At 71.2% G+C, this 22,278-nt stretch carries 19 protein-coding genes; 5 read left to right on the forward strand and 14 right to left on the reverse strand.

Translation table 11 applies throughout. The annotated features are described in order from the left end of the window. The 5 genes from atpA to KO353_RS08220 all read left to right on the forward strand — a co-directional run bounded on the left by atpA (position 1) and on the right by KO353_RS08220 (position 5,580). On the forward strand, positions 1-1,533 hold the full coding sequence (gene atpA / locus KO353_RS08200) for a F0F1 ATP synthase subunit alpha (protein WP_218284194.1): 1,533 nt from the start codon (positions 1-3) through the stop codon (positions 1,531-1,533). A 27-nt stretch (positions 1,534-1,560) separates the two neighbouring features. Then, positions 1,561-2,445 (forward strand): F0F1 ATP synthase subunit gamma, encoded by an 885-nt coding sequence (locus tag KO353_RS08205; RefSeq protein WP_218284195.1) that lies wholly within the window; start codon positions 1,561-1,563, stop codon positions 2,443-2,445. Positions 2,446-2,479: 34 nt separating this feature from the next. Further along, a complete protein-coding gene (gene atpD / locus KO353_RS08210) occupies positions 2,480-3,904 on the forward strand; it encodes a F0F1 ATP synthase subunit beta (protein ID WP_218284196.1) in 1,425 nt (474 codons plus the stop codon). Positions 3,905-3,931: 27 nt separating this feature from the next. After that, the gene (gene atpC / locus KO353_RS08215) at positions 3,932-4,351 is read left to right on the forward strand and encodes an ATP synthase F1 subunit epsilon (protein WP_218284197.1); all 420 of its coding nucleotides are present in this window, start codon (positions 3,932-3,934) and stop codon (positions 4,349-4,351) included. A gap of 365 nt (positions 4,352-4,716) precedes the next feature. Then, positions 4,717-5,580, forward strand: coding sequence for a ferritin-like domain-containing protein (locus KO353_RS08220; protein WP_218284198.1), 864 nt, complete (start codon positions 4,717-4,719; stop codon positions 5,578-5,580). Positions 5,581-5,681: 101 nt separating this feature from the next. Here the strand turns inward: KO353_RS08220 and KO353_RS08225 are convergent, their stop codons facing one another. The 14 genes from KO353_RS08225 to ileS all read right to left on the reverse strand — a co-directional run bounded on the left by KO353_RS08225 (position 5,682) and on the right by ileS (position 22,113). Beyond that, entirely contained in the window at positions 5,682-7,622 is a 1,941-nt protein-coding gene (locus tag KO353_RS08225; RefSeq protein ID WP_268906234.1) for a putative bifunctional diguanylate cyclase/phosphodiesterase, read from the reverse strand. A 3-nt stretch (positions 7,623-7,625) separates the two neighbouring features. Next, a complete protein-coding gene (locus KO353_RS08230) occupies positions 7,626-7,772 on the reverse strand; it encodes a hypothetical protein (protein ID WP_218284200.1) in 147 nt (48 codons plus the stop codon). Between the two features lie 74 nt (positions 7,773-7,846). After that, complete coding sequence (locus KO353_RS08235; RefSeq protein WP_218284201.1) at positions 7,847-8,332, reverse strand: RNA pyrophosphohydrolase; 486 nt, start codon at positions 8,330-8,332, stop codon at positions 7,847-7,849. Further along, entirely contained in the window at positions 8,329-9,378 is a 1,050-nt protein-coding gene (locus tag KO353_RS08240; protein ID WP_218284202.1) for a divergent polysaccharide deacetylase family protein, read from the reverse strand. Before KO353_RS08240 ends, KO353_RS08235 begins: the two co-directional genes overlap by 4 nt. Before the next feature lie 45 nt (positions 9,379-9,423). After that, entirely contained in the window at positions 9,424-10,836 is a 1,413-nt protein-coding gene (locus tag KO353_RS08245) for a S41 family peptidase (protein ID WP_218284203.1), read from the reverse strand. Between the two features lie 121 nt (positions 10,837-10,957). After that, complete coding sequence (gene gpmI / locus KO353_RS08250; protein WP_235691748.1) at positions 10,958-12,526, reverse strand: 2,3-bisphosphoglycerate-independent phosphoglycerate mutase; 1,569 nt, start codon at positions 12,524-12,526, stop codon at positions 10,958-10,960. Positions 12,527-12,579: 53 nt separating this feature from the next. Next, a complete protein-coding gene (locus KO353_RS08255; RefSeq protein WP_218284204.1) occupies positions 12,580-13,458 on the reverse strand; it encodes an ion transporter in 879 nt (292 codons plus the stop codon). An 87-nt stretch (positions 13,459-13,545) separates the two neighbouring features. Further along, the gene (locus tag KO353_RS08260; RefSeq protein WP_218284205.1) at positions 13,546-13,842 is read right to left on the reverse strand and encodes a protealysin inhibitor emfourin; all 297 of its coding nucleotides are present in this window, start codon (positions 13,840-13,842) and stop codon (positions 13,546-13,548) included. After that, the gene (locus KO353_RS08265; protein ID WP_218284206.1) at positions 13,835-15,169 is read right to left on the reverse strand and encodes a M4 family metallopeptidase; all 1,335 of its coding nucleotides are present in this window, start codon (positions 15,167-15,169) and stop codon (positions 13,835-13,837) included. The genes KO353_RS08260 and KO353_RS08265 overlap by 8 nt, the downstream gene beginning before the upstream one ends. Before the next feature lie 141 nt (positions 15,170-15,310). After that, complete coding sequence (locus tag KO353_RS08270) at positions 15,311-16,576, reverse strand: M16 family metallopeptidase (protein WP_218284207.1); 1,266 nt, start codon at positions 16,574-16,576, stop codon at positions 15,311-15,313. After that, positions 16,573-18,045, reverse strand: coding sequence for a M16 family metallopeptidase (locus KO353_RS08275; protein WP_218284208.1), 1,473 nt, complete (start codon positions 18,043-18,045; stop codon positions 16,573-16,575). The genes KO353_RS08270 and KO353_RS08275 overlap by 4 nt, the downstream gene beginning before the upstream one ends. A gap of 140 nt (positions 18,046-18,185) precedes the next feature. Further along, positions 18,186-18,773 carry a DUF3035 domain-containing protein gene (locus tag KO353_RS08280; RefSeq protein WP_218284209.1) on the reverse strand — a complete coding sequence of 196 codons (588 nt, stop codon included), beginning with the start codon at positions 18,771-18,773 and terminating at the stop codon, positions 18,186-18,188. Then, complete coding sequence (gene lspA / locus KO353_RS08285; RefSeq protein WP_218287450.1) at positions 18,770-19,273, reverse strand: signal peptidase II; 504 nt, start codon at positions 19,271-19,273, stop codon at positions 18,770-18,772. Before lspA ends, KO353_RS08280 begins: the two co-directional genes overlap by 4 nt. Further along, positions 19,270-22,113 (reverse strand): isoleucine--tRNA ligase, encoded by a 2,844-nt coding sequence (ileS, locus tag KO353_RS08290; protein ID WP_218284210.1) that lies wholly within the window; start codon positions 22,111-22,113, stop codon positions 19,270-19,272. Before ileS ends, lspA begins: the two co-directional genes overlap by 4 nt. Positions 22,114-22,278 lie beyond the last annotated feature (165 nt).

Raw genomic sequence — 22,278 nt, forward strand, 5'->3', positions numbered from 1 at the left:
ATGGAGATCCGTCCGGCAGAGATCAGCGCGATCCTCAAGAGCCAGATCGCGAGCTTCGACACCGGGGCCGACGTCGCCGATGTCGGCCAGGTGCTCTCGGTGGGCGACGGGATCGCCCGTGTCTATGGCCTCGCCTCGGTGATGGCCGGCGAGATGGTGGAGTTCCCCGCCGCGGGCTTGCGCGGCATGGCGCTCAACCTCGAGAGCGACAATGTCGGCGTGGTGATCTTCGGCGACGACCGCGCGGTGCGCGAGGGCGACCTCGTCAAGCGCACCGGAGCGATCGTCGACGTGCCGGTGGGCAAGGGCCTGCTCGGCCGCGTCGTCGACCCGCTCGGCAACCCGATCGACGGCAAGGGCCCGATCGAGGCGACCGAGCGGCGCCGCGTGGACGTCAAGGCGCCGGGAATCATCCCCCGCCGGTCGGTGCACGAGCCGATGCAGACCGGCATCAAGGCGATCGACGCGCTGATCCCGATCGGCCGCGGCCAGCGCGAGCTCGTGATCGGCGACCGCCAGACCGGCAAGACGGCGGTGATCATCGACACGATCCTGAACCAGAGGACGGTCAACGCCACCGAGGACGAGAGCCGCAAGCTCTACTGCATCTACGTCGCGATCGGCCAGAAGCGCTCGACGGTCGCCCAGCTCGTCAAGACGCTCGAGGAGTATGGCGCGATGGAGTACTCCATCGTCGTCGCCTCGACCGCATCCGAGCCCGCGCCGCTGCAGTATCTCGCGCCCTACGCCGGCTGCGCGATGGGCGAGTACTTCCGCGATAACGGCATGCACGCGCTGATCGCTTATGACGACCTCTCGAAGCAGGCGGTGGCGTATCGTCAGATGTCGCTGCTTTTGCGCCGCCCGCCCGGGCGCGAGGCCTATCCGGGCGACGTGTTCTATCTGCACTCGCGGCTTCTCGAGCGCGCGGCGAAGCTCAACGCCGACCACGGCTCGGGCAGCCTGACCGCGCTTCCCGTGATCGAGACCCAGGCCGGCGACGTCTCGGCCTACATTCCGACCAATGTCATTTCGATCACGGACGGCCAGATCTTCCTCGAGACCGACCTGTTCTACAAGGGCATTAGGCCTGCGGTGAATGTCGGCATCTCGGTCAGCCGCGTGGGCTCGGCGGCGCAGATCAAGGCGATGAAGCAGGTCGCGGGGCGGATTAAGCTCGAGCTCGCGCAGTACCGCGAGATGGCCGCCTTCGCTCAGTTCGCCTCCGACCTCGATGTGGCGACCCAGCGCCTGCTCGCGCGCGGCGCGCGCCTGACGGAACTCCTGAAGCAGCCGCAGTTCCAGCCAATGCCGGTCGAGGAGCAGGTGGTGTCGATCTTCGCCGGCACGCGCGGCTATCTCGACAGCGTGAAGGTCTCGGACATCGGCCGGTTCGAGCGCCAGATGCTTGCCGAGCTCCGCGCCTCCGGAAGCGGCATCCTCGAGGCGATCCGCAACGACCGGGAGATCAAGCCCGAGACCGAGGAGAAGCTGAAGGCCTTCCTCGACGCCTTCTCGCGCAGCTTCGCCTGAACCGCAGCGCGCCCTGGGGGCACGACCATGCCGAGCCTGAAATCGCTTCGCACGCGGATCAACAGCGTCAAGTCGACGCGCAAGATCACGCAGGCGATGAAGATGGTGGCCGCCTCGAAGCTGAAGCGTGCCCAGGGTCAGGCCGAAGCCGCGCGGCCCTATGCAGAGCGGATGGAGCGCATGCTCGCGACCCTTGCCGCCTCCGTCGCCTCGAGCCCGACCGCGCCGAAACTGCTCGTCGGCACCGGCAGGCAGGACGTCCACCTTCTCGTCGTCGTCTCGGCCGATCGCGGCCTCTGCGGGGGCTTCAACGCCGCCGTCGGCCGCTTCGCGCGCGCCCGGATCCGCGCGCTCGAGGAGGCCGGGCGGACGGTGAAGCTGTTCACCATCGGCCGCAAGGGGCGCGACTATCTCCGCCGCGAGTATGCGCGCCAGATCGTGGGCGAGGTGAGCTTCATCGGCCGCAAGTCGATCGGCTTCGACGATGCGGCGCAGGTGGCCGAGCGCGTCACCGCGCTGTTCGCCGCCGGCGAGTTCGACGTCTGCACGCTGATCTACAACCGGTTCCGGTCGGTGATCTCCCAGGTTCCGTCGGAGCAGCCGCTGATCCCGGCCGCCCTGCCCGCGGCGGCGACCGAGGGGGCGGAGGGGGCACGTGCCGTCTTCGAATACGAGCCGGCGGAGGAGGAGATCCTCGCCTCGTTGCTTCCCCGCAATCTCGCGGTGCAGATCTACCGGGCGCTGCTCGAGAGCGCGGCCGGCGAGCAAGGCGCGCGCATGACGGCGATGGACAACGCCACCCGCAATGCCGGCGACATGATCGCGCGGCTGACGCTGAGCTACAACCGGCAGCGCCAGGCGAACATCACCAAGGAACTGATCGAGATCATCTCCGGCGCCGAGGCGGTCTGACCGGCAGGCGACGGAACGAGTGGAGAGCGGAACGATGGCGAGCAACAACGTCGGCAGGGTTACCCAGGTGATGGGCGCGGTGGTGGACGTGCAGTTCCCCGGCGAACTGCCCGCCATCCTGAACGCGCTGCACTGCCACTTCGACGGCCGGACGCTGGTGCTCGAGACGGCGCAGCATCTCGGCGAGAGCACCGTCCGCACGATCGCGATGGACAGCACCGACGGCCTCGTCCGCGGCTACGAGGTGGTGGACACGGGCGGGCCGATCACCGTTCCCGTCGGCCCCGAGACGCTCGGGCGGATCCTCAACGTGGTCGGCGAGCCGATCGACGAGCGCGGGCCGGTGCCCGCCTCGCGCCGCCTGCCGATCCACCGCGAGGCGCCGCGCTTTGTCGACCAGGCGACGGAGGCGCAGATCCTCGTCACCGGCATCAAGGTGATCGACCTGCTCGCCCCTTACCTCAAGGGCGGCAAGATCGGCCTGTTCGGCGGCGCCGGTGTCGGCAAGACCGTCACGATCATGGAACTGATCAACAACGTCGCCAAGAAGCACGGCGGCTATTCGGTGTTCGCGGGCGTGGGCGAGCGCACCCGCGAGGGCAACGACCTCTACCACGAGATGATCGAATCGGGCGTGATCAAGGTCGACGGCCCCGGCTCCAAGGCGGCGCTCGTCTATGGGCAGATGAACGAGCCGCCGGGGGCGCGCGCGCGCGTCGGGCTCACAGGGCTCACGATCGCGGAATATTTCCGCGACGAGGAGGGCCAGGACGTCCTGTTCTTCGTTGACAACATCTTCCGCTTCACCCAAGCCGGGTCGGAGGTGTCGGCGCTCTTGGGCCGAATCCCCTCGGCGGTCGGCTACCAGCCGACGCTTGCGACCGACATGGGAGCGCTGCAGGAGCGGATCACCTCCACCAAGAAGGGCTCGATCACCTCGGTGCAGGCGATCTACGTTCCAGCCGACGACCTGACCGACCCCGCGCCCGCAACCTCGTTCAGCCACCTCGACGCGACGACGGTGCTCTCGCGCGCGCTCACCGAGATCGGCATCTACCCGGCGGTCGATCCGCTCGATTCGACCTCGCGCGCGCTTGACCCGAGGATCGTCGGCGAGGAGCACTACACCGTGGCGCGCGAGGTGCAGCGGATCCTGCAGACCTACAAGTCGCTGCAGGACATTATCGCCATCCTCGGCATGGACGAGCTGTCGGAGGAGGACAAGCTGATCGTCGCCCGGGCGCGCAAGATCCAGCGCTTCCTCTCCCAGCCCTTCCACGTCGCCGAGGTGTTCACCGGCCAGCCCGGCGCCTTCGTCGAGCTCGCCGACACGATCCGCAGCTTCAAGGCGATCTGCGCCGGCGAGTACGACCACCTGCCGGAGGCGGCCTTCTATATGGTCGGCACGATCGAGGAGGCGGTGGCCAAGGCGGAGCGGCTCGCCGCCGAGGCGGCCTGAGCCAGGGGCCCCGGGGGGATCCGCGCCATGGCGACGCTCACGCTCGACATCGTCTCGCCCGAGCGGCTGTTGTTCTCCGATGCCGTGGAGATGGCGGAGATCCCGGCCGCCGAGGGCGACATGGGGGTGCTGCCGGGGCACGCGCCGATGATCGTGACGCTGCGCGGCGGTGTGATCCGCGTCCACCGCGGCGGATCGGTCACGCATCGGCTGTTCGTCGCCGGCGGCTTCGCCGAGGTGACGCCCGAGCGCTGCACCGTTCTTGCCGATGACGCGACCCCGGTGGCCGATCTCTCGATCGAGGACGCGAAGGCGCGGCTTGCCAAGGCGGAAGCGGCCTATGCGAAGGCGGCAAAGGGTGCCGACGAGGCCGGCCGCGAACTCGCGATGGCCAGGCTTCTTGCGGCGCGCGCGGAACTCGCCGCCGCCTCCGCGCCGTCCCCGTGAGCAGGACTGCGGCGGGTGAACGACGCTGATCCTGCCAAGGCCCTCTAAAAGGACAGGGGCCAGGAGGGGCTCCGGGGGCTTGTTCCCGCCGCGTGCGATCACCATTCCTGTTGACGTGCGGCCCCCGCAGCCGGTGCACTGCAGGCGTCTGAGGCGCGGCGGCCCAGGGCCTGCGCGTGACTCATCCCGGAGAGGCGAGGGAGGCCATGTCAGGATGGGATGTCTGCCGATCCGGCCTCCGGAGCGGAGCCGTGCCGGCGTCGCAGGGCAGGGCCCGTAACGATGCCCGCACGGAGAGGGTGGACCGGTTTCGGACCGTGCGGACATCGATCCCGCGGCTGGATCGTGCGGGGCGGAGGTGAGCGATGAAGCACTGGCACATCGACCAGGTGTCCTGGCACAAATTCGACCCCTCCAAGGTCGACCCCGAAATCGTGCCGCTCGTGAAGGCGGCGGCGATGGTCGAGCGCAACGGCGACATCTACGCCGAGTATCTCTGCAACGTGTTCCATGACGACCCCGACTTCCAGGGTGCGGCGCGCAACTGGGCGGTCGAGGAGGTGCAGCACGGCGAGGCGCTCGGCCGCTGGGCGACGCTCGCCGACCCGGCTTGGGACTTTCGCGCCGCCTTCGAGCGGTTCCGCAAAGGGTTCCGGATCGAGACGAAGGTCGATCGTTCCGTCCGCGGCAGCCGCACCGGCGAGCTGATCGCCCGCTGCATGGTCGAGACCGGCACCTCCTCCTACTACACGGCGCTCGGCGAGGGCAGCGAGGAGCCAGTGCTTGTCGAGATCTGCCGGCTGATCGCGGCCGACGAGTACCGGCACTTCAAGCTGTTCTACGACCACATGCGGCGCTATCTCGTGCGCGAGAAGCTCTCGGTGATCGAGCGGCTTCGGATCGGGCTCGGGCGGATCGGCGAGACGGAGGACGACGAGCTCGCGCTCGCCTTCCACTGCGCCAACCGTCCTGAGGGCGCCCCCTACGACCGCCGGGCGGCGATCGCGGCCTACATGGCGAAGGCGATGGGCTACTACCGCCAGCATCATCTCGACCGCGGGGTGGGCATGATCTTCAAGGCGGTGGGGCTGCCGCCGCGTGGCCGCCTGTCCGACCTCTCGGCGCGTGCCGCTTACCGGTTCCTCAAGTTCAAGCAGCGCCGCAACGCGGCGATCGCCGCGAAGGAGTGGCAGCCCGCACCGGTGACCGTCGCCGCCCAGGCGGCCTGATAGCCGCCCTGATCGCCCGCCACGCGGCGCGGTCGATCGGGACGGGAGGGCCGCACGCGTTGTCGACCGATGCCGTCGGCCGAAGCGGTCCCGGTGTCCGCTCAGGCGGCCTCAGACACTGGCGCGGCGTCCGGCGGCCGCGGCGCCGACGCCGCGGCCTCCGGCTCGGGGCCAGAGGAGACGGCTGGGGAGGGGCGGCCGAGCAGGAAACCCTGCGCCTCGTCGCACCCCTCAGCGCGCAGGATCGCGAGCTGCTCGGGGCGCTCCACCCCTTCCGCAAGCACCGACCGGATCACCGCCATGGCTTCCGCCGAGCTCTCGATCTCGGCCATGAAGAACCGGTCGAGCTTGATCTTGTCGAAGGGGAAGCTCCGCAGCGTCTTGAGAGAGGAATAGCCGGTCCCGAAATCGTCGAGCGCTACTCGAACCCCGAGCGCCTTGATGGCGCGGAGGATCGAGAGCGCCCGCTCCTGGTCCTCGACGATCGCGGTCTCGGTGAGTTCGATCTCGAGCCGTTCCGCTGCAAGACCCGTCTCCGCCAGCACCTCGGCAACGAGGCCCGGCAGCGAGGCGTCGGCGAGCTGAAGCGGCGAGACGTTCACGGCCACGCGCCACGGATGCGGCCAGGCGGCGGCCTCTGTGCAGGCGCGGCGCAGCACCCAGGCACCGAGCGCCGGGATCAGGCCCATCTCCTCGGCGAGCGGGATGAACACGGAGGGCGGGATCATCCCCCGCGTCGGGTGGCGCCAGCGGAGCAGCGCCTCGTAGCCGGTGATTTCCCCGGCCGTGACCGACGCCTGGAGCTGGTAATGCAGCATCAGCCCCCCTCCGGAGGCGAGCGCCTCGCGCAGCGCCGCGGCAAGGCTGCGCTTCTCCCGTGCCGCTGCGTCCATCGACGGGTCGTAGAAACAATGCGCGGTGAAGGGCAGGGCCTTGGCGCGATAGAGGGCGAGATCGGCATTGTTGGTGAGCTGGCCGGGGTCGGTGCCGTCCTCCGGGAAGCAGGCGATGCCGAAGGAGGCGCCGAGCGTCACCGTGAACTCTCCGCCCGACCCGTCCTCGATCGTCACGGGGGCGGATGCCGCCGCCTCGAGACGCGCGATCACGGCGTCGAGCCCGCTTCGGGTGCGGAAGGGGAGGAGCGCGGCGAACTCGTCCCCGCCCATCCTGGCGAGGCAGGCATTGGCGCCCACCGCCGCCGCGAGACGCTGACCGATCGCGCGCAGCGCCGCGTCGCCGGCCGCGTGCCCATGCGTGTCGTTCACCTCCTTGAACCGGTCGAGGTCGATCGCGATCACCGCCGCGCGTGCGCTCACGGCAGCGGCGCGCTCGAGCCCGCGGGCGAGCCGCTCCGCGAAGGCAGCCCGGTTCGGTAGGCCGGTGAGGGGGTCGGTCATCGCGAGGTGCGTGAGCCTACGCACCGTCTCGGTCTGCGACCGCCGGTCGAGCAGGAAGGCGAAACCGCCTGCCGTCATCACGATCAGGCCGGCGAGCGCGACCGCGAGCGCCATCGCATGCTGGGCCTCTACCGCAGCCTCGGTGCCGGCGGTCCCGAGCGCCGTGATGGTGACCGCCGCCATCCCCGTGAAGTGGAGCGACAGGACGGCGAGGGCGAACACGCCGCCGGCCGCGCGCGGCACCCTCTGTCCGGCGTAGGTGGAGGCGAGCAGGAAGGCCGCTGCCGAGATCGTCATCGAGAGCGCGACCGACAGGGCGATCACCGAAGGGTTCCAGACGACGATCCCCTCCACCCGGTAAGCCGCCATCCCGGTGTAGTGCATCGCGGCGATCGCGGCGCCCACCACCGCCCCGCCGGCGACCGCCCGCCAGTGGCTGAGCGGCGCCTCCTCCGCAGCGCCCCGTGACCCGGAGCTGGCGCTCGCAGCGAGGAGCAGCCCGGGAATGGCGCCGAGGATCGGCACGAGGAACGAGACGATCGTGAGCACCGCGTCGAAGCTCACCGGAACGCCGGGGCGGTGGGCAAGCATGGCGATGAAATGCGTGCACCAGACGGCGGCGCCGAGCGTGAGCGCGCAGAGCAGGGTTCAGCCGAAGGCGGCGAGGCCCCGATCGGCAGCGGCGCGCCGGAACAGCTGCATCACGGACAGCGCGCCCGCGCCGCACATCAGCCCGGCAAGAAGCACGAGCCAGGGGTCGTGGGTGGCGGCAAGACAGGTGATCGCCTCGATCATCCGCGCACGCAGGCCCTTCCACTCAGCATGGGAGAGCCCACCCGGCTTCGGTTAACGGGCCGGAAACGAACGCCTCAACGGGCGAGATGAGCGAAATCGCGTGCGAGCCGCTCGTAGATCGCCCGCTTGAAATCCACCGCGAGCGCAGGCAGCGAGTCGAGCGTGGTCCAGCGCCACGCGTCGAACTCGGGGTTCGGGTCGGCGTCGAGGCGTATGTCGGCGTCCCGCCCGAGGAAGCGGAGTGCGAACCATTTCTGCGTCTGGCCGCGGTAGCGCCCGCCCAAGGCGACGCCGATCAAGTGGGGCGGCAGGTCGTAGGTCAGCCACTCCGGATGCTCTTCGATCACCTCGGCGCGGTCGGTGCCGATCTCCTCGGCGAGCTCGCGCAGGACCGCTTCCGCCGGATCCTCGTCATCGTCGATCCCGCCCTGGGGGAGCTGCCAGCCGCCCGGCGCGCCCTCGGCATTGGGCAGATCCGCGCGCCGGCACACCAGCACGAGGCCGTCGGGGTTGAACAGCACCGCCCCGACATTGCGTCGATAGGGGAGAGACGCGCTCATCGCTGCGCCCGGCGCTCCTCGGTCGGCACAAGAGCGGTGACGGGGGCGAGCACGAGCCCCCGCTCCTCCAACCCCGCGGCCCAGGCCGCGATCCGCTCGACCGCGATCGTGCTCGCCCCGGCAAGGCCGAGCGCGCTGCCGCGCTCGCGCGCAATCCGCTCGAGCTCGGCAAGCCGCAGGTCGATCTCGGCCCGGCTCTGCCGGTCGTCAAGCACGAGGTCGATCGAGCGGGCGGGCAGCCCCTCGGGCGCCGGCTCGCCGACCCGCCCGTCGACGAACATCAGGCCGCGCGCCCGAAGCACCTCGAGCACCGGCCGGATCGCCTCCGGGCTTGCGGCGAAGCGCTCGCCGCGCAAGGTGGGCCCGAGCACGCTCGTCGCCCCAACATAGCCCTGGAAACGGGAGAGCGCCCACGTGAGGCGGGTGTTGTTTTCACCCCACGGAAGGGAGGTGAGCAGAGCCTGGGGGCCGGGGTCGTTCAGCGGGAAGCCAACCGGCTCCATCGGGATCGCGACCAGGACCTCGTGCCCGTCGGCGCGGGCAGCCGCGGCGAACTCGGCGAGTCTCAGCCCGTAGGGCGAGAAGGCGAGGCTGACCGCACCCGGTAGCCGCTGGATCGCCGCCTCGGTCACGCTCTCGCTGATCCCGAGGCCGGCGACGAGCACGCCGACCTTCGGCCGCCGGTCTGACTGGTTGAAAGGGCGGGCGTAGAGGCGCCAGGCAGCGCGGCCGTCCGACCCTAGGCGCGGCAGGGCGCCGTCGCGCAGGCGCTCGAGCAGAGCCGGGTCGGGTTCGGCGATCGGCGGCGCGCGCTCGGCCGGCTGCGGAGGCGGTCGCGCCTCCCCTGCCTCGGCGGGGCGCGATGTCCCCTCACGGTGCGCCGTCTCGGGCGCCTCGGCCACCTGATCGTGCCGGGCGGGAGGGCCGAGCCGGTCGAGCCACGCCACGACGAGCACACCGCCGACCAGGAGCGCGAGCCAGAAATAGCCGAGCGCACGCAGGCTCCGCGCGCCGGGAGGGGACGCCTCAGGCGCTCTCGGCTGCATCCGCCGCAGCTCCCGCTCTCGCCTCTCGCCTTCCGGCGCGGTGCGTCAGTTCGAGGCGCGGGCCCGGGCGGCCATGGCGCGCACGAGCTCGAGGCCCTTGCGCATCTGGTAGTCCTTGGCAAGGTCGCCGAACACGACCGCCGGACCCTGAGCATCGGCCGGGGGCGGGTCGGGCGGCGAGATGCTCTCGACGAAGCCGGGCGGCAGCGCGACCGGCGGAAGCTGCGGCGCCGGAGCACGACTTGCCGAACCGGTGCCGCCGTCGTTCCGAAGCGCGCGATTGAGCTGCGCCTCGCGGTCGCGCGCCTCGGCACGCGCCTCGCCCTTCAGCGCCTCGATCACGACATCGGGCTCGATCCCGGTCGCCTGGATCGACCGCCCCGACGGTGTATAGTAGCGGGCGGTGGTGAGCCGGATCGCGCCATTACCGGGCAGCGGCATCACCGTCTGCACCGAGCCCTTGCCGAAGCTGCGCGTGCCGATGACGACGGCGCGGCGATGGTCCTGCAACGCTCCGGCCACGATCTCGGAAGCGGAGGCAGAACCGCCGTTGATCAGCACCACCAAGGGCAGCCCCTGGGCGATGTCGCCGGGTTTGGCGTTGTAGCGCTGCGCGTCCTCAGGGCGGCGGGCGCGAGTGGAGACGATCTCGCCCTGGTCGAGGAAATCGTCCGCGACCGCCACGGCCTGGTCGAGCAGGCCGCCCGGGTTGTTGCGCAGATCCAGGAGGACGCCGCGCAGGTTGCCGCCCGCCTGCTGCCGGATCTGCTGCATCGCCCGGCGCAGGCCGGCATCGGTCTGCTCGTTGAAGCTCGTGATGCGGATATAGGCCACATCCCCCTCGAGCCGCGCCCGGACCGACTGGATCCGGATCACGTCGCGGATGATCGCCATCTCGATCGGCCGCGGCGAGCCCTCGCGCCGGATCGTCAACCTGATCTCGGTGCGCGGCGGCCCGCGCATACGCTCCACCGCCTCGTTGAGGGTGAGCCCCTGGGTGGATTGGCCGTCGATATGGGTGATCAGGTCGCCGGCGCGCACCCCGGCGCGGGCGGCCGGCGTGTCGTCGATCGGCGCGATCACCTTGATGTAGCCGCCCTCCTGGGTGACCTCGATGCCGAGGCCCCCGAACTCGCCCCGCGTCTGAACCTGCATGTCGCGGAAGTTGCGCGGGTTGAGATAGCCGGAGTGCGGGTCGAGGCTCGTCAGCATCCCGTTGATCGCCGCCTCGATCACGTCCCGGTCGTTGACCGGCTCGACATACTCGGCGCGGATCCGCTCGAACACGTCGCCGAACAGCGAGAGAAGCCGATAGGTCTCGGCCCGGCTCCCTTCTTGGGCGAAGGCCGCGAGCCCGAGCGTCGCGTCGAGATAGCGGCCGAGCGGGCCGTTCACCCCGAGGCCGACCGCGAAGGCGAGGCCTGCACCGAGGAGAGCCGAACGAAGCGTGACCTTCATGCGCCTTTCCGTTGCTGCGCTGCCTCCGGCGGGGTGCGACGATCGCCCCCGCAGCGCCGGGCCAACGCCCGGTCACCCTCCCGCAGCGAGACGCAAGAGTAGTTTCTCGGCACCGCTCCGATCAAGGCGCGGGCACCGCGGCGGCGGACACGACCGCGCCAGAGCAGGGGCCCGCAAGCAGGCTTCGGCCCGTCATCGTCTCGGGCTTCGGAAGTCCGAGCAGCTCGAGCAGCGTGGGCGCGACATCGGCGAGACGCCCGTCCCGCAGGCGGGCGCCCGCCGGGCCGCCCGCGAGCAGAACCGGAACCGGGTTGAGCGTGTGCGCCGTGTGGGGCCCGCCGGTCTCGGGGTCCCGCATCAGCTCGGCATTGCCGTGGTCGGCCGTCACGAGAAGCGCCCCGCAGGCCTTGCGCACCGCCTCGGCGATCCGGCCGAGACCGGCATCGACCGCCTCGACCGCCTTGATGGCCGCCTCGAGCGAGCCGGTATGGCCCACCATGTCGGGATTGGCGAAGTTGAGCACGATCAGGTCGAACCGGCCTGAGGCGATCGCCTCCACCGCGCGCTCGGTCACCTCCGGCGCGCTCATCTCCGGCTTGAGGTCGTAGGTCGCGACCTTCGGCGAGGGAACGAGGATCCGCTCCTCGCCCGGGAACGGCGTCTCCTCACCGCCGTTGAAGAAATAGGTCACGTGGGGATACTTCTCGGTCTCGGCGATGCGAAGCTGGCGGAGGCCCGCGCGCGCGACCACGGCGCCGAGGATGTCCTCGAGCGATTGCGGCGGAAACAGCGTCGCCATCAGCGGGGCGAGCGAGGCCGAATACTCGGTCATGCCGAGCGCGGCGGCGAAGCGGGGCGTGCGCGGGCGGGGGAAGGCGGCGAAGCCCGGGTCGAGCAGGGCGGCGAGGAGCTCGCGCACCCTGTCGGCGCGGAAGTTGAACGAGAGAACGCCGTCGCCATCCGCCATGCCGGCGTAGTCGCCGATCACCGAGGGCGGAATGAACTCGTCTGTGACGTCTTGGGCGTGGGCGTCGGCCACCGCGGCGTCGGCCGAGGAAAAGCGCGGGCCTTCGGCCAGAACCATCGCCCGCCAGGCCTTCTCGACCCGCTCCCAGCGATTGTCGCGGTCCATCGCGAAGTAGCGGCCCGAGACGGTCGCGATCCGCGCCCGACCGGGCAGGGCCTGCTCGAAGGCCTCGAGGAAGCCCGGGGCCGACCGCGGTGGGGCGTCCCGCCCGTCCGTCCAGGCATGCACGGCGACTGGGATGCCGGCCTGATCGAGAACGCGGGCGAGCGCCACTGCATGGTCCTGGTGGCTGTGCACGCCGCCAGGGGAGACGAGCCCCATCAGGTGGCAGGTGCCGCCGGAGGCTCGCAGGGCCGCGATGAAGTCGGTGAGCGCCGGCAGCGACGCGAGGCTGCCAGCGGCGATCGCCGCATCGATCCGCGGCAGGTCCTGCATCACCACGCGGCCGGCGCCGAGGTTGAGGTGGCCGACCTCGGAATTGCCCATCTGGCCGTCGGGGAGGCCGACATCGCGCCCGGACGTGCGGAGCAGGGCATGCGGCGAGGCGGCCCAGAGTGCGTCGAAAGCGGGGGTGCGGGCCTGGAGGACGGCGTTGTCGGCCGGGTCCTCGCGCCAGCCCCAGCCGTCGAGCACCACCAGCATCACGGGTTTCGGTCGCGGCATCGGGTCCTCCTCGCGGGTGCTGTAGCGCCGCGGGGGCGGCGCGGAAACCCCGCTCAGGTCCTGGCGAGCGCGGCCTTAAGCCCGGCGACCTCGGCGCGCAGGGCGCGGAGTTCGCCCAGGATCGTCTCGGCGTCGGCGTGGTGCTCGGCGCGCGCGGCAGAGGTGGCGGCGGCGAGCGCGGCGTCGCGCGCCTCTTCCGCCTCGTCATGCTGCTTGCGCAGCGTCTGGATGCTCTCGACGATGATGCCGATGAACAGGTTCAGCACCACGAAGGTGGTGATCAGGATGAACGGCACGAAGAACAGCCAGGCCTGCGGCGAAGCCTCCATCACCGGCCGGACGATTCCCATCGACCAGCTCTCGAGCGTCATGATCTGGAACAGCGAGTACATGCTCTCACCGATCGTGCCGAAGAACTGGGGGTGAGAGGGGCCGAACAGCTTGGTCGCGATCACCGCGCAGACATAGTAGACGATCACGAGAAGCAGCGCGACCGCGCCGATGCCCGGGATCGCGTGCAGCATCGCCTCCACCACGATCCGCAGACGCGGCAGCATCGAGACCAGCCGCAGAATGCGCAGCACCCGCAGCGCGCGCAGCACCGAGAGCGGGCCCGTGGCCGGCAGCCAGGCGATCGCCACCACGGCGAAGTCGAACAGACCCCACGGGTCGCGGAAAAAGCGGCCGCGGAAGGCGAAAATCCGCAAGCAGATCTCGACGGTGAAGAGGACGAGGAAGAGCGTGTCGAGCGCGACCAGAAGCCCGCCCCAGCGCGCCATGATCGAGGGCGCCGTCTCGAGCCCCAAGGTGACGGCATTGGCGAGGATCAGGCCGATGATCACCCGCTGCGTCGGCTCGGCGAGGATGAACCGCGCCACCCTCGCTCTGAGGTCGCGGCTGTGCGCGTCCCACTCCGTCAGCACGTCCTGCATGCACTCCCCCACTGGCTTTCGCGGCGCGGCAGATGGGGAGGCGTCGTGGCGAAAGGAAGGCAACGCGCCGGGCCGGCCGCCCCCGGCTCAGCGCAAAAGGTCGGCGAGCGCGTCCGGAACACGCTCCTCCGGCACCGTGATTTCGCGCGTCGTGCCGTCGGCATAGGCAAGGGTGAGGGTGAATGAGAAGCGATCCGCCCCCGGTGACGGGCCGGCGGCAGGGGAAGCGGCGAGAGCCTCGAGCGCCTGTCTCTGCGCCTCGGTGAGCGAGGCGACGTCGATCGTCCGGCGACGCATCAGCCCGGCGACCCCGCCCGAGCGCAGGATCGACAGCGCCGCGAGCGGCGCCTGAGACGCGCCGCTGCGAGGCCTGCGCTCAGCCACGGCGCGTGGGGCGGAGGCTCCGCGCGGCGAGCGCCGAGGCGCCGGCACGCGGCCGGGTGCCTTGGGTGCGCGCCGGCTTGGCCGCCGGCTTCGAGCCGCCCTTGGGCGACGCCTTCCTCTTCGCCGCGGCGGGTTTCGGCGCCGCTTTCGCAGCCGCCCGCTTCGTCGTGGTCGCCTTCGGCGCCGTCTTCTTGGGCGCGGCCGTCTTCTTCGGCGCGGCGGGTTTCGGCGCGGGCTTGCGCACGCCTGTCGGCACCACGCCGACCGAGTCCCAAGCCTCGGCGACCAGCGCTGCGGCCTGCGCGTCGTAAAGCAGCCGCGCCACCTCGATCGTCTCCTTCGCGGCCTCGCGGAAGGAGGCGCGGGCGCTCATCCGCCCCGGCTCGGTGAAGGCACGCCACCAGATCCGCCCCGCCTTCTCCCAGGCATAGCCGCCGAAGCCGATCGCCACCCGGTAGAAGACGAGGTTCGGGATTCCGGAGTTGATGTGGACCCCGCCCTGGTCGGCAAGGCCGCGGTAGAGGTCCTTCATGTGCGCGGGCTGAGGGTCCTTGCCCAAAAGCGGGTCGTCATAGGCCGTGCCGGGCGCCTTCATGCTTCGCAGCGCCACCGCGTGGCCGGGCGGGTTGCGGAGCTCGGGCCCGAGCAGCTCGGCGCCGATCAGCCAGTCTGCGTCCTCGGCCTTCTGGCCAAGCTGCCACTGCTTCACGAGCACGCCGATCACGTCGGAGAAGTGCTCGTTCAGGGCGCCCGGCTGTTCCCAGTAGACGAGCCCGCTCGTGAACTCGGTCACGCCATGCGCGAGCTCGTGGCCGATCACGTCGAGGCTTCGGGTGAAGCGTAGGAACACCTCCCCGTCCCCGTCGCCATAGACCATCTGCTTGCCGTTCCAGAAGGCGTTGTCGTAGCCGCGGCCGTAGTGGACGGTCGAGACGATGCGCAGGTTGGCGCCGTCGAGGCCGGCGCGGCCGAACACGGTCTTGAGGAAGTCGTAGGTCGCGCCCGAGCCGTCGAAGGCCTCGTCGACCGCTGGGTCGCCGGTCGGCGGGGCGCCTTCGGGGCGGATCAGGCTGCCGGGCAGGGACTGGCCCTGCCGGGCCGAATAGACGGCGCGCTGCTTGCCCTCCGGCTTGGGCCGAGCGGCCATCTCCGGCTCCGGGTCGGGCGCGGAGGCCGAAAGTCGCGCCTCGCGCAGCGACCGGGTGACGGCGAGCGTGTCCTCGGCCCAGCGTTTGAGCGAGGGGCGCTTGGCCCTCTGGGCGATGGTCTCGAGCATCAGCGGCGGGGTGATGCAGCAGAGGCCGCAACGGCAGGCCGCGCTCGACATGGGCACTCCTCGAGGGCCGTGGCTCCGGCTGACGGCCGGATTCGTCACCATTCTGCAATGGGATAGCGGCCGTTTCCAGCCCCGTCTGCGGCCGATGCAGCGAGCGTGAGGCGGGGTCTCCCGGAAACCGGTGCGCGGCGTTCAGATCCCCGGCCGGCTGACCACCGAGATCGAGAGGGCGGCGGGGTCATAGAGCCGCGCGGCGGCGCGGCGCGCATCCGCTAGCGTCACCGCCTCGATCCGCCCGATCCGCCCCGCGAGCCACTCCGGCGGGCGGCCGAGTGTTTGGAGGGAGGCGAGCGTTCCCGCAATCTGCCCGCTCGAGGTGAAGCCCAAGGGGAAACTCCCGGTGAGATAGGCGCGGGCAGCCGCCACCTCCTCGGCCGTCGGCCCCGCCTCCGCCATCCGCGCCCACTCTGCCTTGAGCAGAGCGAGTGTCTCGCCAAAGCGCGCGTTTTCAGTCGAGACCGAGCCGAGAATGAGGCTACGCCCGCGGAACGGGGCGAGCTGCGTGCCGATTCCGTAGGTGAGGCCGCGCTTCTCGCGGATCTCCTCGGTCAGGCGCGAGGAGAAGCCGCCGCCGCCGAGGATCCAGTTCACGACCTGGAACGCCTCCCAGTCGGGGTCGTCCGGGTCAGGCCCGCCATGGCCGAACACCGCGACGGCCTGAGGCACGGCCCGCTCCGTGATCGCAAGCCCGAACGCGCGCGGCGCCGGCAAGGGGGGAACCTCAGGGGCGACGCCCTCGGCCACGCCGCCGAAGGCCTCGTCCAGCATCCGCCCGAGGCCTGCGGCGTCGATCGCCCCGGCGGCGCCGACCACGAGCGCGCCGCGTCGCACCTGCACCTCCAGGGCAGCGAGGAGATCATCACGCCCGAGCTGGCCAAGAGCGGCCTCCGTCCCGCCCGGCGGCCGAGCGAAGGGATGCGGCGCGACCGCCCTCTCCCACCAGGCGCGGGAGGCGATGGTGCGCGGCTCCTCCGCCTTGCGCCTGAGCGCGATCAGCCGCTGCGCCTTCACCCGGGCGAGCGCCTCCGCATCGAAGCGCGGGCGGGTGAGGGCGAGCGCCAGCATCGAGGCGGCAAAGCCCGTCTCCTCGGCGAGGCACCGGAGCGAGCCAGTGAGCTCGTCTCGCCCCGCGCCGAAGGAGAGGCTCACCGCGCGGTCGCGCAGCGCGGTCGCGAAGCCGGCGGTGTCGAGCTCTCCCGCCCCCTGGTCGAGCAGGGCGGCGGCAAGCGACGCCCGCCCCTCGCGGCCCTCGGGGTCGAGCGCTGCCCCGCCCCGGAAAGAGAAGGAGAGGGAGACGACCGGAACCGAGTGATCCTCGATCAGCCAGGCGCGGATGCCCCCTGGGCTCGCGACCGTCTGGACCGGAACCGACCAGCCGCTTGACCGCGTGCCGCTCATGCCCGGCTTCCCGCCTGGGGCAAAAGCCAGCCGGTGGCCGAGCCCTCCTCGTCGAGAACCGCCCGGAGCGCTGCGGTGACGGCTTCGGCCGTCACTTCCCTGATCCGCTTGGGCCACGCCTCGACCGAGGCGAGCGGCAGGCCGACAGCAAGGGCGGCGCCGATCGCGCGCGCCCCGTCCATCAGGCTGTCGCGGGCGAGCGCCGCTCCGGCCGTGAGCTGCCGCGCCGACCGCTCGACCTCCGCCTGCGTCACCCCCTCCTCGAGCGTGCGCGCCACCGCCGCGTCGAGCGCCGCCTCGACCCGCTCGGGCGGCACGCCGGGGCGCGGCGAGGCGAACAGGCTGAACTCGGTCCGGTCCACCGTCTCGCCGTTGTAGTAGGCGCCGACGGAGGCGGCGAGCCCGGTCTCGACGAGTGCGCGCCAGAGGATCGAGGTCGGGCCGGAGCCGAGCAGATGGGCGGCGACATCGAGCGCGTCCGCCATCTCCTGGCCGGCCCGTGCCGAGGGAGCGCGGTAGAGCCGCGTCATCGACGGCTCGCGCACCCGCGGCGAGTCCCGGAGCGTCAGGCGCGTCTGGCCGAGCGCGGGCGGCTCCTGCGGCCGGGCGCGCACCGGAGCGGGGCCGGACGGGATTTGCCCGTAGGTATCCTCGGCCAGCCGGCGCACGGTCTCGACATCGACATCCCCCTGCACCACGACGATGGCGTTCGCGGGCAGGTAGAAGCGTTTGTAGAAGGCAAGCAGCGACTCGCGGTCGATCGCGCGGATCTCGTCCTCCCAGCCGATCACCGGCCGTCCATAGGGGGAGTTGACGTAGAAGACGGCGGCGAGGCGCTCGCGGAAGCGGGAGCGCGGGTTGTTCTCGACGACCTGACGACGCTCCTCGACCACCACGAGGCGCTCAGGCGCGATGTCCTTCTCGTCGAGCAGGAGGTTGACCATCCGGTCCGCCTCCATCGCCATCACGAGCGGCAAGCGGTCGGACGCGACCTGCTGGAAATAGGCGGTGTAGTCGTGGCCGGTGAAGGCGTTGTCGCGCCCGCCCTCGCGGGCGATGCGTCGGCTGAACTGGCCGGCGGGGACGGAGGGCGTGCCCTTGAACATCAGATGCTCGAGGAAATGGGCGAGCCCGGAGTGGCCCTGGCTCTCGTCCGCTGCTCCGACCCGGTACCAGACCATGTGCGCGACCACGGGGGCGCGCCGCATCGGGATCACCACTCCCTGCATGCCATTGGCCAGAGTGAAGGTCTCGGCGCCGAACACCCGCTCATCCGCGCGCGGGCGTGACGGCAGTGCCGTTTCGGCGTTTCCGACCCGCGGAAGCCCGGCAAGGGCGGCGCCGGCGAGGCCGCCGAGCAGGAGCGGCCGACGCGCGAGCCCCTCTCCCGCCTCCGCCGAGATCGACGTGGGCGGGAGGTGGGGCGAGGGTGGCGCGGTGTCGGGGAGGTCGCGACGGTCGCCTGGCATCGTGATGTCCTCCTCGCTGTTGATCGGTCGCCGCGTGACTTCTGTGACGTGGCGCTCACCACCGGCCTGTCGAGACAACCCCGCCCCCGCGCCGGAGGATGTGAGAGGGCAGGACCCGGTCGCGCCCGGCCGCAGCGCGCTCAGAACAGCCCCTCGAAGATGCCGCGCTGGCGACGCTGGATGATCGGCGTGTCGCCGATCGAGGGCGGGCGCCCGAGGGCGGCATTCTCGCGCAGCCGCTGCTGCTCGCGGGCGGGATCGATCACCACGCCAGGGGGCTGCGGTTGGCGCCAGAACAGGAGCCGCTCGGTGAAGGAGCGGCTCGTCGGCTCGAGCAGCGTGGTCTCCTCGTCGATCCTGCGCCTAAGGTCGGGCGGCGGAGCGGGGCCCGCGGCCGCGAGAAGCGCCTGTTCGCCCGCCGAGGCGCGCACGGTGGGAAGGGCCGCTCCGACGACAAGCCCGGGGCGGCCGGCAAGCACAGCAGCCGCCTGGTCACGCAGCCGGCCCTCCTGCGGTCGCGGCTGGCCGGGCTGGGGCGGGCGCAAGGTGAAGTCAGGCGGGACGGTCAGTGGCGCGCGCGTCGTCACCTGGAACTCGTCGGGCGGGTCGCGCGTCAGGCCGAAGGTCCGCGCGACGTCGGTGCTGCACGCCCCGACGAGAAGCGCGGCGGCGAGCGTCGCGGCCAGCCTCGGCGGGCGGGCACGGCCGTGCGGTGCGGCGCTGGTCATCCCTTCTCGTTACCCCCCGACCTTGGCCGGAGCAAGGCGTCCGAAAGCAGAAGCCCGACCCCGATCACGATCGCACTGTCGGCGACGTTGAACACATACCAGTGCCAGCCGAAGGCGTGCAGGTCGATGAAATCGACCACGGCGCCGAAGCGCAGCCGGTCGATCACATTGCCCACCGCGCCGCCGAGGACAAGCCCGAGTGCGAGCGAAACCAGCCGGTTCTCCGCCCGGGCGAGCCACAGGAGCAGAAGCCCGACGACGAGGCAGGCGATGGCGGCGAGCAGATAGGGGTGCCACCAGGCGTCGCCCTGCAGAAGCCCGAAGGTCACGCCGCGGTTCCACACCATCGTCAAGTTGAGGAAGGGCAGAACATACACCCGCCCGAGCTCGGGCAGGCGCACCACCTCGAGGATCCACCATTTCGAGGCCTGGTCGGCGGCGAGCAGGACGAGGGCAAGGCCGAGCCCGAGGCGGAGGCCCGCCCGGTCGCGCGCGCTCACGCAGCCCGGCGCCGCGTGACCAGCCCCGACCGCACCGCATCGGCGCAGCGGTCGCAGAGGCCGGGATGGTCCTCGTGCGTGCCGACTTCGGGCAGAACCTTCCAGCAGCGCTCGCATTTCCGCCCCTCGGCCCGTTCGGGCACGACGGCGACGCCGGCGAGGCCCTCAAGCGTGAACGCGCCCGGCGGGGCAGGGTCGGTCGAGACCGTGAGCCCGGAGGTGATCGCCACCTCCGCCCAGGTCGCGGCGTCGAGAAGACCGGCGTCGGGCCCGGTGAGATGGAGAACCGGGGCGGCCTGGAGGCTCGAGCCGATCCTGCCTTCGGCACGCTCCTTCTCAAGCGCGCCGGTGACGGCACGGCGAAGCTCGCGGATCCGCGCCCATTTCGCCGCGAGCGTCTCGTCGCGCCACGCGGCCGGAACCTCGGGGAACAGGCGCAGATGCACCGAGCCGTCCTCGGACGGAAAGCGCGCGAGCCACGCCTCCTCGGCGGTGAAGACGAGCACCGGCGCAAGCCAGGCGGTGAGGCAGTGGAACAGATGGTCGAGCACGGTGCGCACGGCGCGTCGGCGCGGGCTGTCGGGACGGTCGCAGTAGAGCGAGTCCTTGCGGATGTCGAAGTAGAAGGCCGAGAGGTCGGTGGCGCAGAACTGGTGCAGCTCGGCGAACACGCCGGTCCAGGTATAGCCCTCCGTCGCCTCGCGCACCCGGGAGTCGAGCTCGGCAAGACGATGCAGCACCCAGCGCTCGAGCTCGGGCATCGCCTCGGGCGAGACGCGTTCGGCCTCCGTGAAGCCGTCGAGAGCGCCGATCAGCCACCGGAGCGTGTTGCGGATACGCCGGTAGAGCTCCGCCTGCTGTTTGAGGATCTCGGGGCCGATGCGCTGGTCCTCGGTATAGTCCGAGGCCATCACCCACAGCCTCAGGATGTCGGCGCCGTATTCCGCGATCACCTCCTGCGGCGCGACCACGTTGCCGAGCGATTTCGACATCTTCCGCCCCTGCTCGTCGAGCGTGAAGCCGTGCGTCAGCACCGCCTTGTAGGGCGCGCGCCCGCGCGTGCCGCAGCTCTCGAGCAGCGAGGAGTGGAACCAGCCGCGATGCTGGTCCGACCCCTCGAGGTAGAGGTCGGCGGGCCAGGCGAGGCTCTCCGAGCCTTCGAGAACGAAAGCGTGGGTCGAGCCGCTCTCGAACCACACCTCGATGATGTCGCGCACCTGCTCGTAGTCGTCCGGGTTCCGGCCCTCGCCGAGGAAGACGGCAGGCGGGGTCGTCCACCAGGCATCCGCCCCTTCGCGCTCGAAGGCCTCGGCGATCCGGTCGATCACCGCCTGGTCGCGCAGCGGCTCGCCGGTGCGCTTCTCGACGAAGATCGCGATCGGCACGCCCCAGGCGCGCTGGCGGGAGACGCACCAGTCGGGCCTCTGGGCGATCATGGCACGGAGGCGGTTCTTGCCCTGGGGCGGGACGAAGCGCGTCGCCTCGATGGCGGCGAGAGCCCGGGCGCGCACCCCGTTCGGCCCATCCATCGCGACGAACCACTGCGGCGTGTTGCGGAAGATCAAAGGCGCCTTGGACCGCCAGGAGTGCGGGTAGGAGTGCACCAGCACGCCGCGGGCGAGCAGGGCGCCGGCTTCGGCGAGCGCGTCGCAGACCGGATCCGCCGCCTCGTAGACATGGATGCCGGCGAACAGCGGCACGTGGTCGAGGAACCGCCCGTCCGGCCCGACCGTGTCGGGGGTGGGGAGCCCGTGCTTCTGGCCGAGCAGCCAGTCCTCCTCGCCATGGCCTGGGGCGATGTGGACGAAGCCCGTCCCGGCGTCCGTGGTAACGAAGTCGCCGGGCAGGGCGGGCACATCGACCTCGTAGCCCTTGCCGCGGAGCGGATGGGCGCAGACCGTGCCCGCAAGCTCCGCCCCCTTCAGCACGCGACGCACGAGGTGCTGAGTGATGCCCGCCTCCTTGGCGACATCGGGCAGGAGGTGCAGGGCGACGAGCAGATGCTCGCCCACGCGGGCGCGCGCGCCGTCCCGAGCGCCCTCGACGGCCACGAGCGCATAGTCGATCTCCGCCCCGTAGGCGACGGCGCGGTTGCCCGGGATGGTCCAGGGCGTGGTGGTCCAGATCACGATCGAGGCGCCGCGGAGGTCGGGCGCGGGGGCCTCAAGCACCGGGAACCGAACCCAGACCGTGGTGGAACGATGGTCATGGTATTCGACCTCGGCATCGGCGAGAGCGGTCTTCTCCACGGGGCTCCACAGAACCGGCTTGGCGCCGCGATAGAGGCCGCCATTCATCAGGAACCGGCCGATCTCGCGCCAGATCATCGCCTCCGACCGGAAGTCCATCGTCGAATAGGGTTTGGCCCAGTCGCCGGCCACGCCGAGTCTCTGGAACTCGGCGCTTTGGACCGCCATCCAGTGCGCGGCATAGGCGCGGCACTCGGCGCGGAAGGCGACCGGATCGACCGCATCCTTGTCGCGGCCGGCGGCGCGGTACTGCTCCTCGATCTTCCACTCGATCGGCAGGCCGTGGCAGTCCCAGCCCGGCACGTAGTTGGCGTCATAGCCCGCCATCTGCTTGGCGCGGTTGATGACGTCCTTGAGGATCTTGTTCAGCGCGTGGCCGATATGGATGTTGCCGTTGGCGTACGGGGGGCCGTCGTGGAGGATGAATTTCGGCCGGCCCGCGGCCGCGGCGCGCAGCCTCTGCCACAGCCCGATCCTCTGCCAGCGCTCGAGCAGCGCGGGTTCGCGCTTCGCAAGCTCCCCCCGCATCGGGAAGGAGGTGACGGGGAGGAACACGGTGTCGCGGTAGTCGCGCTTCGGCGCGTCGGTCATGGTCTGTCCTGGAATGGCGCGGGGTGCCGCGCGGTCGGCCACGGGGTGGGGTGAACCCGGCGCCCCCTCAGGGCGCCGGGCAACGAATTCGGAAGGAGTGCCGCCGCGCCATGGGCTGATCGATACCGAAGCGGCCACACCGGGTCAAATGCTGAAGGCCGGCGG

This window comes from Elioraea tepida (genome assembly GCF_019203965.1).
In the GTDB taxonomy this organism is placed as follows: Bacteria; Pseudomonadota; Alphaproteobacteria; order Acetobacterales; family Acetobacteraceae; genus Elioraea_A; species Elioraea_A tepida.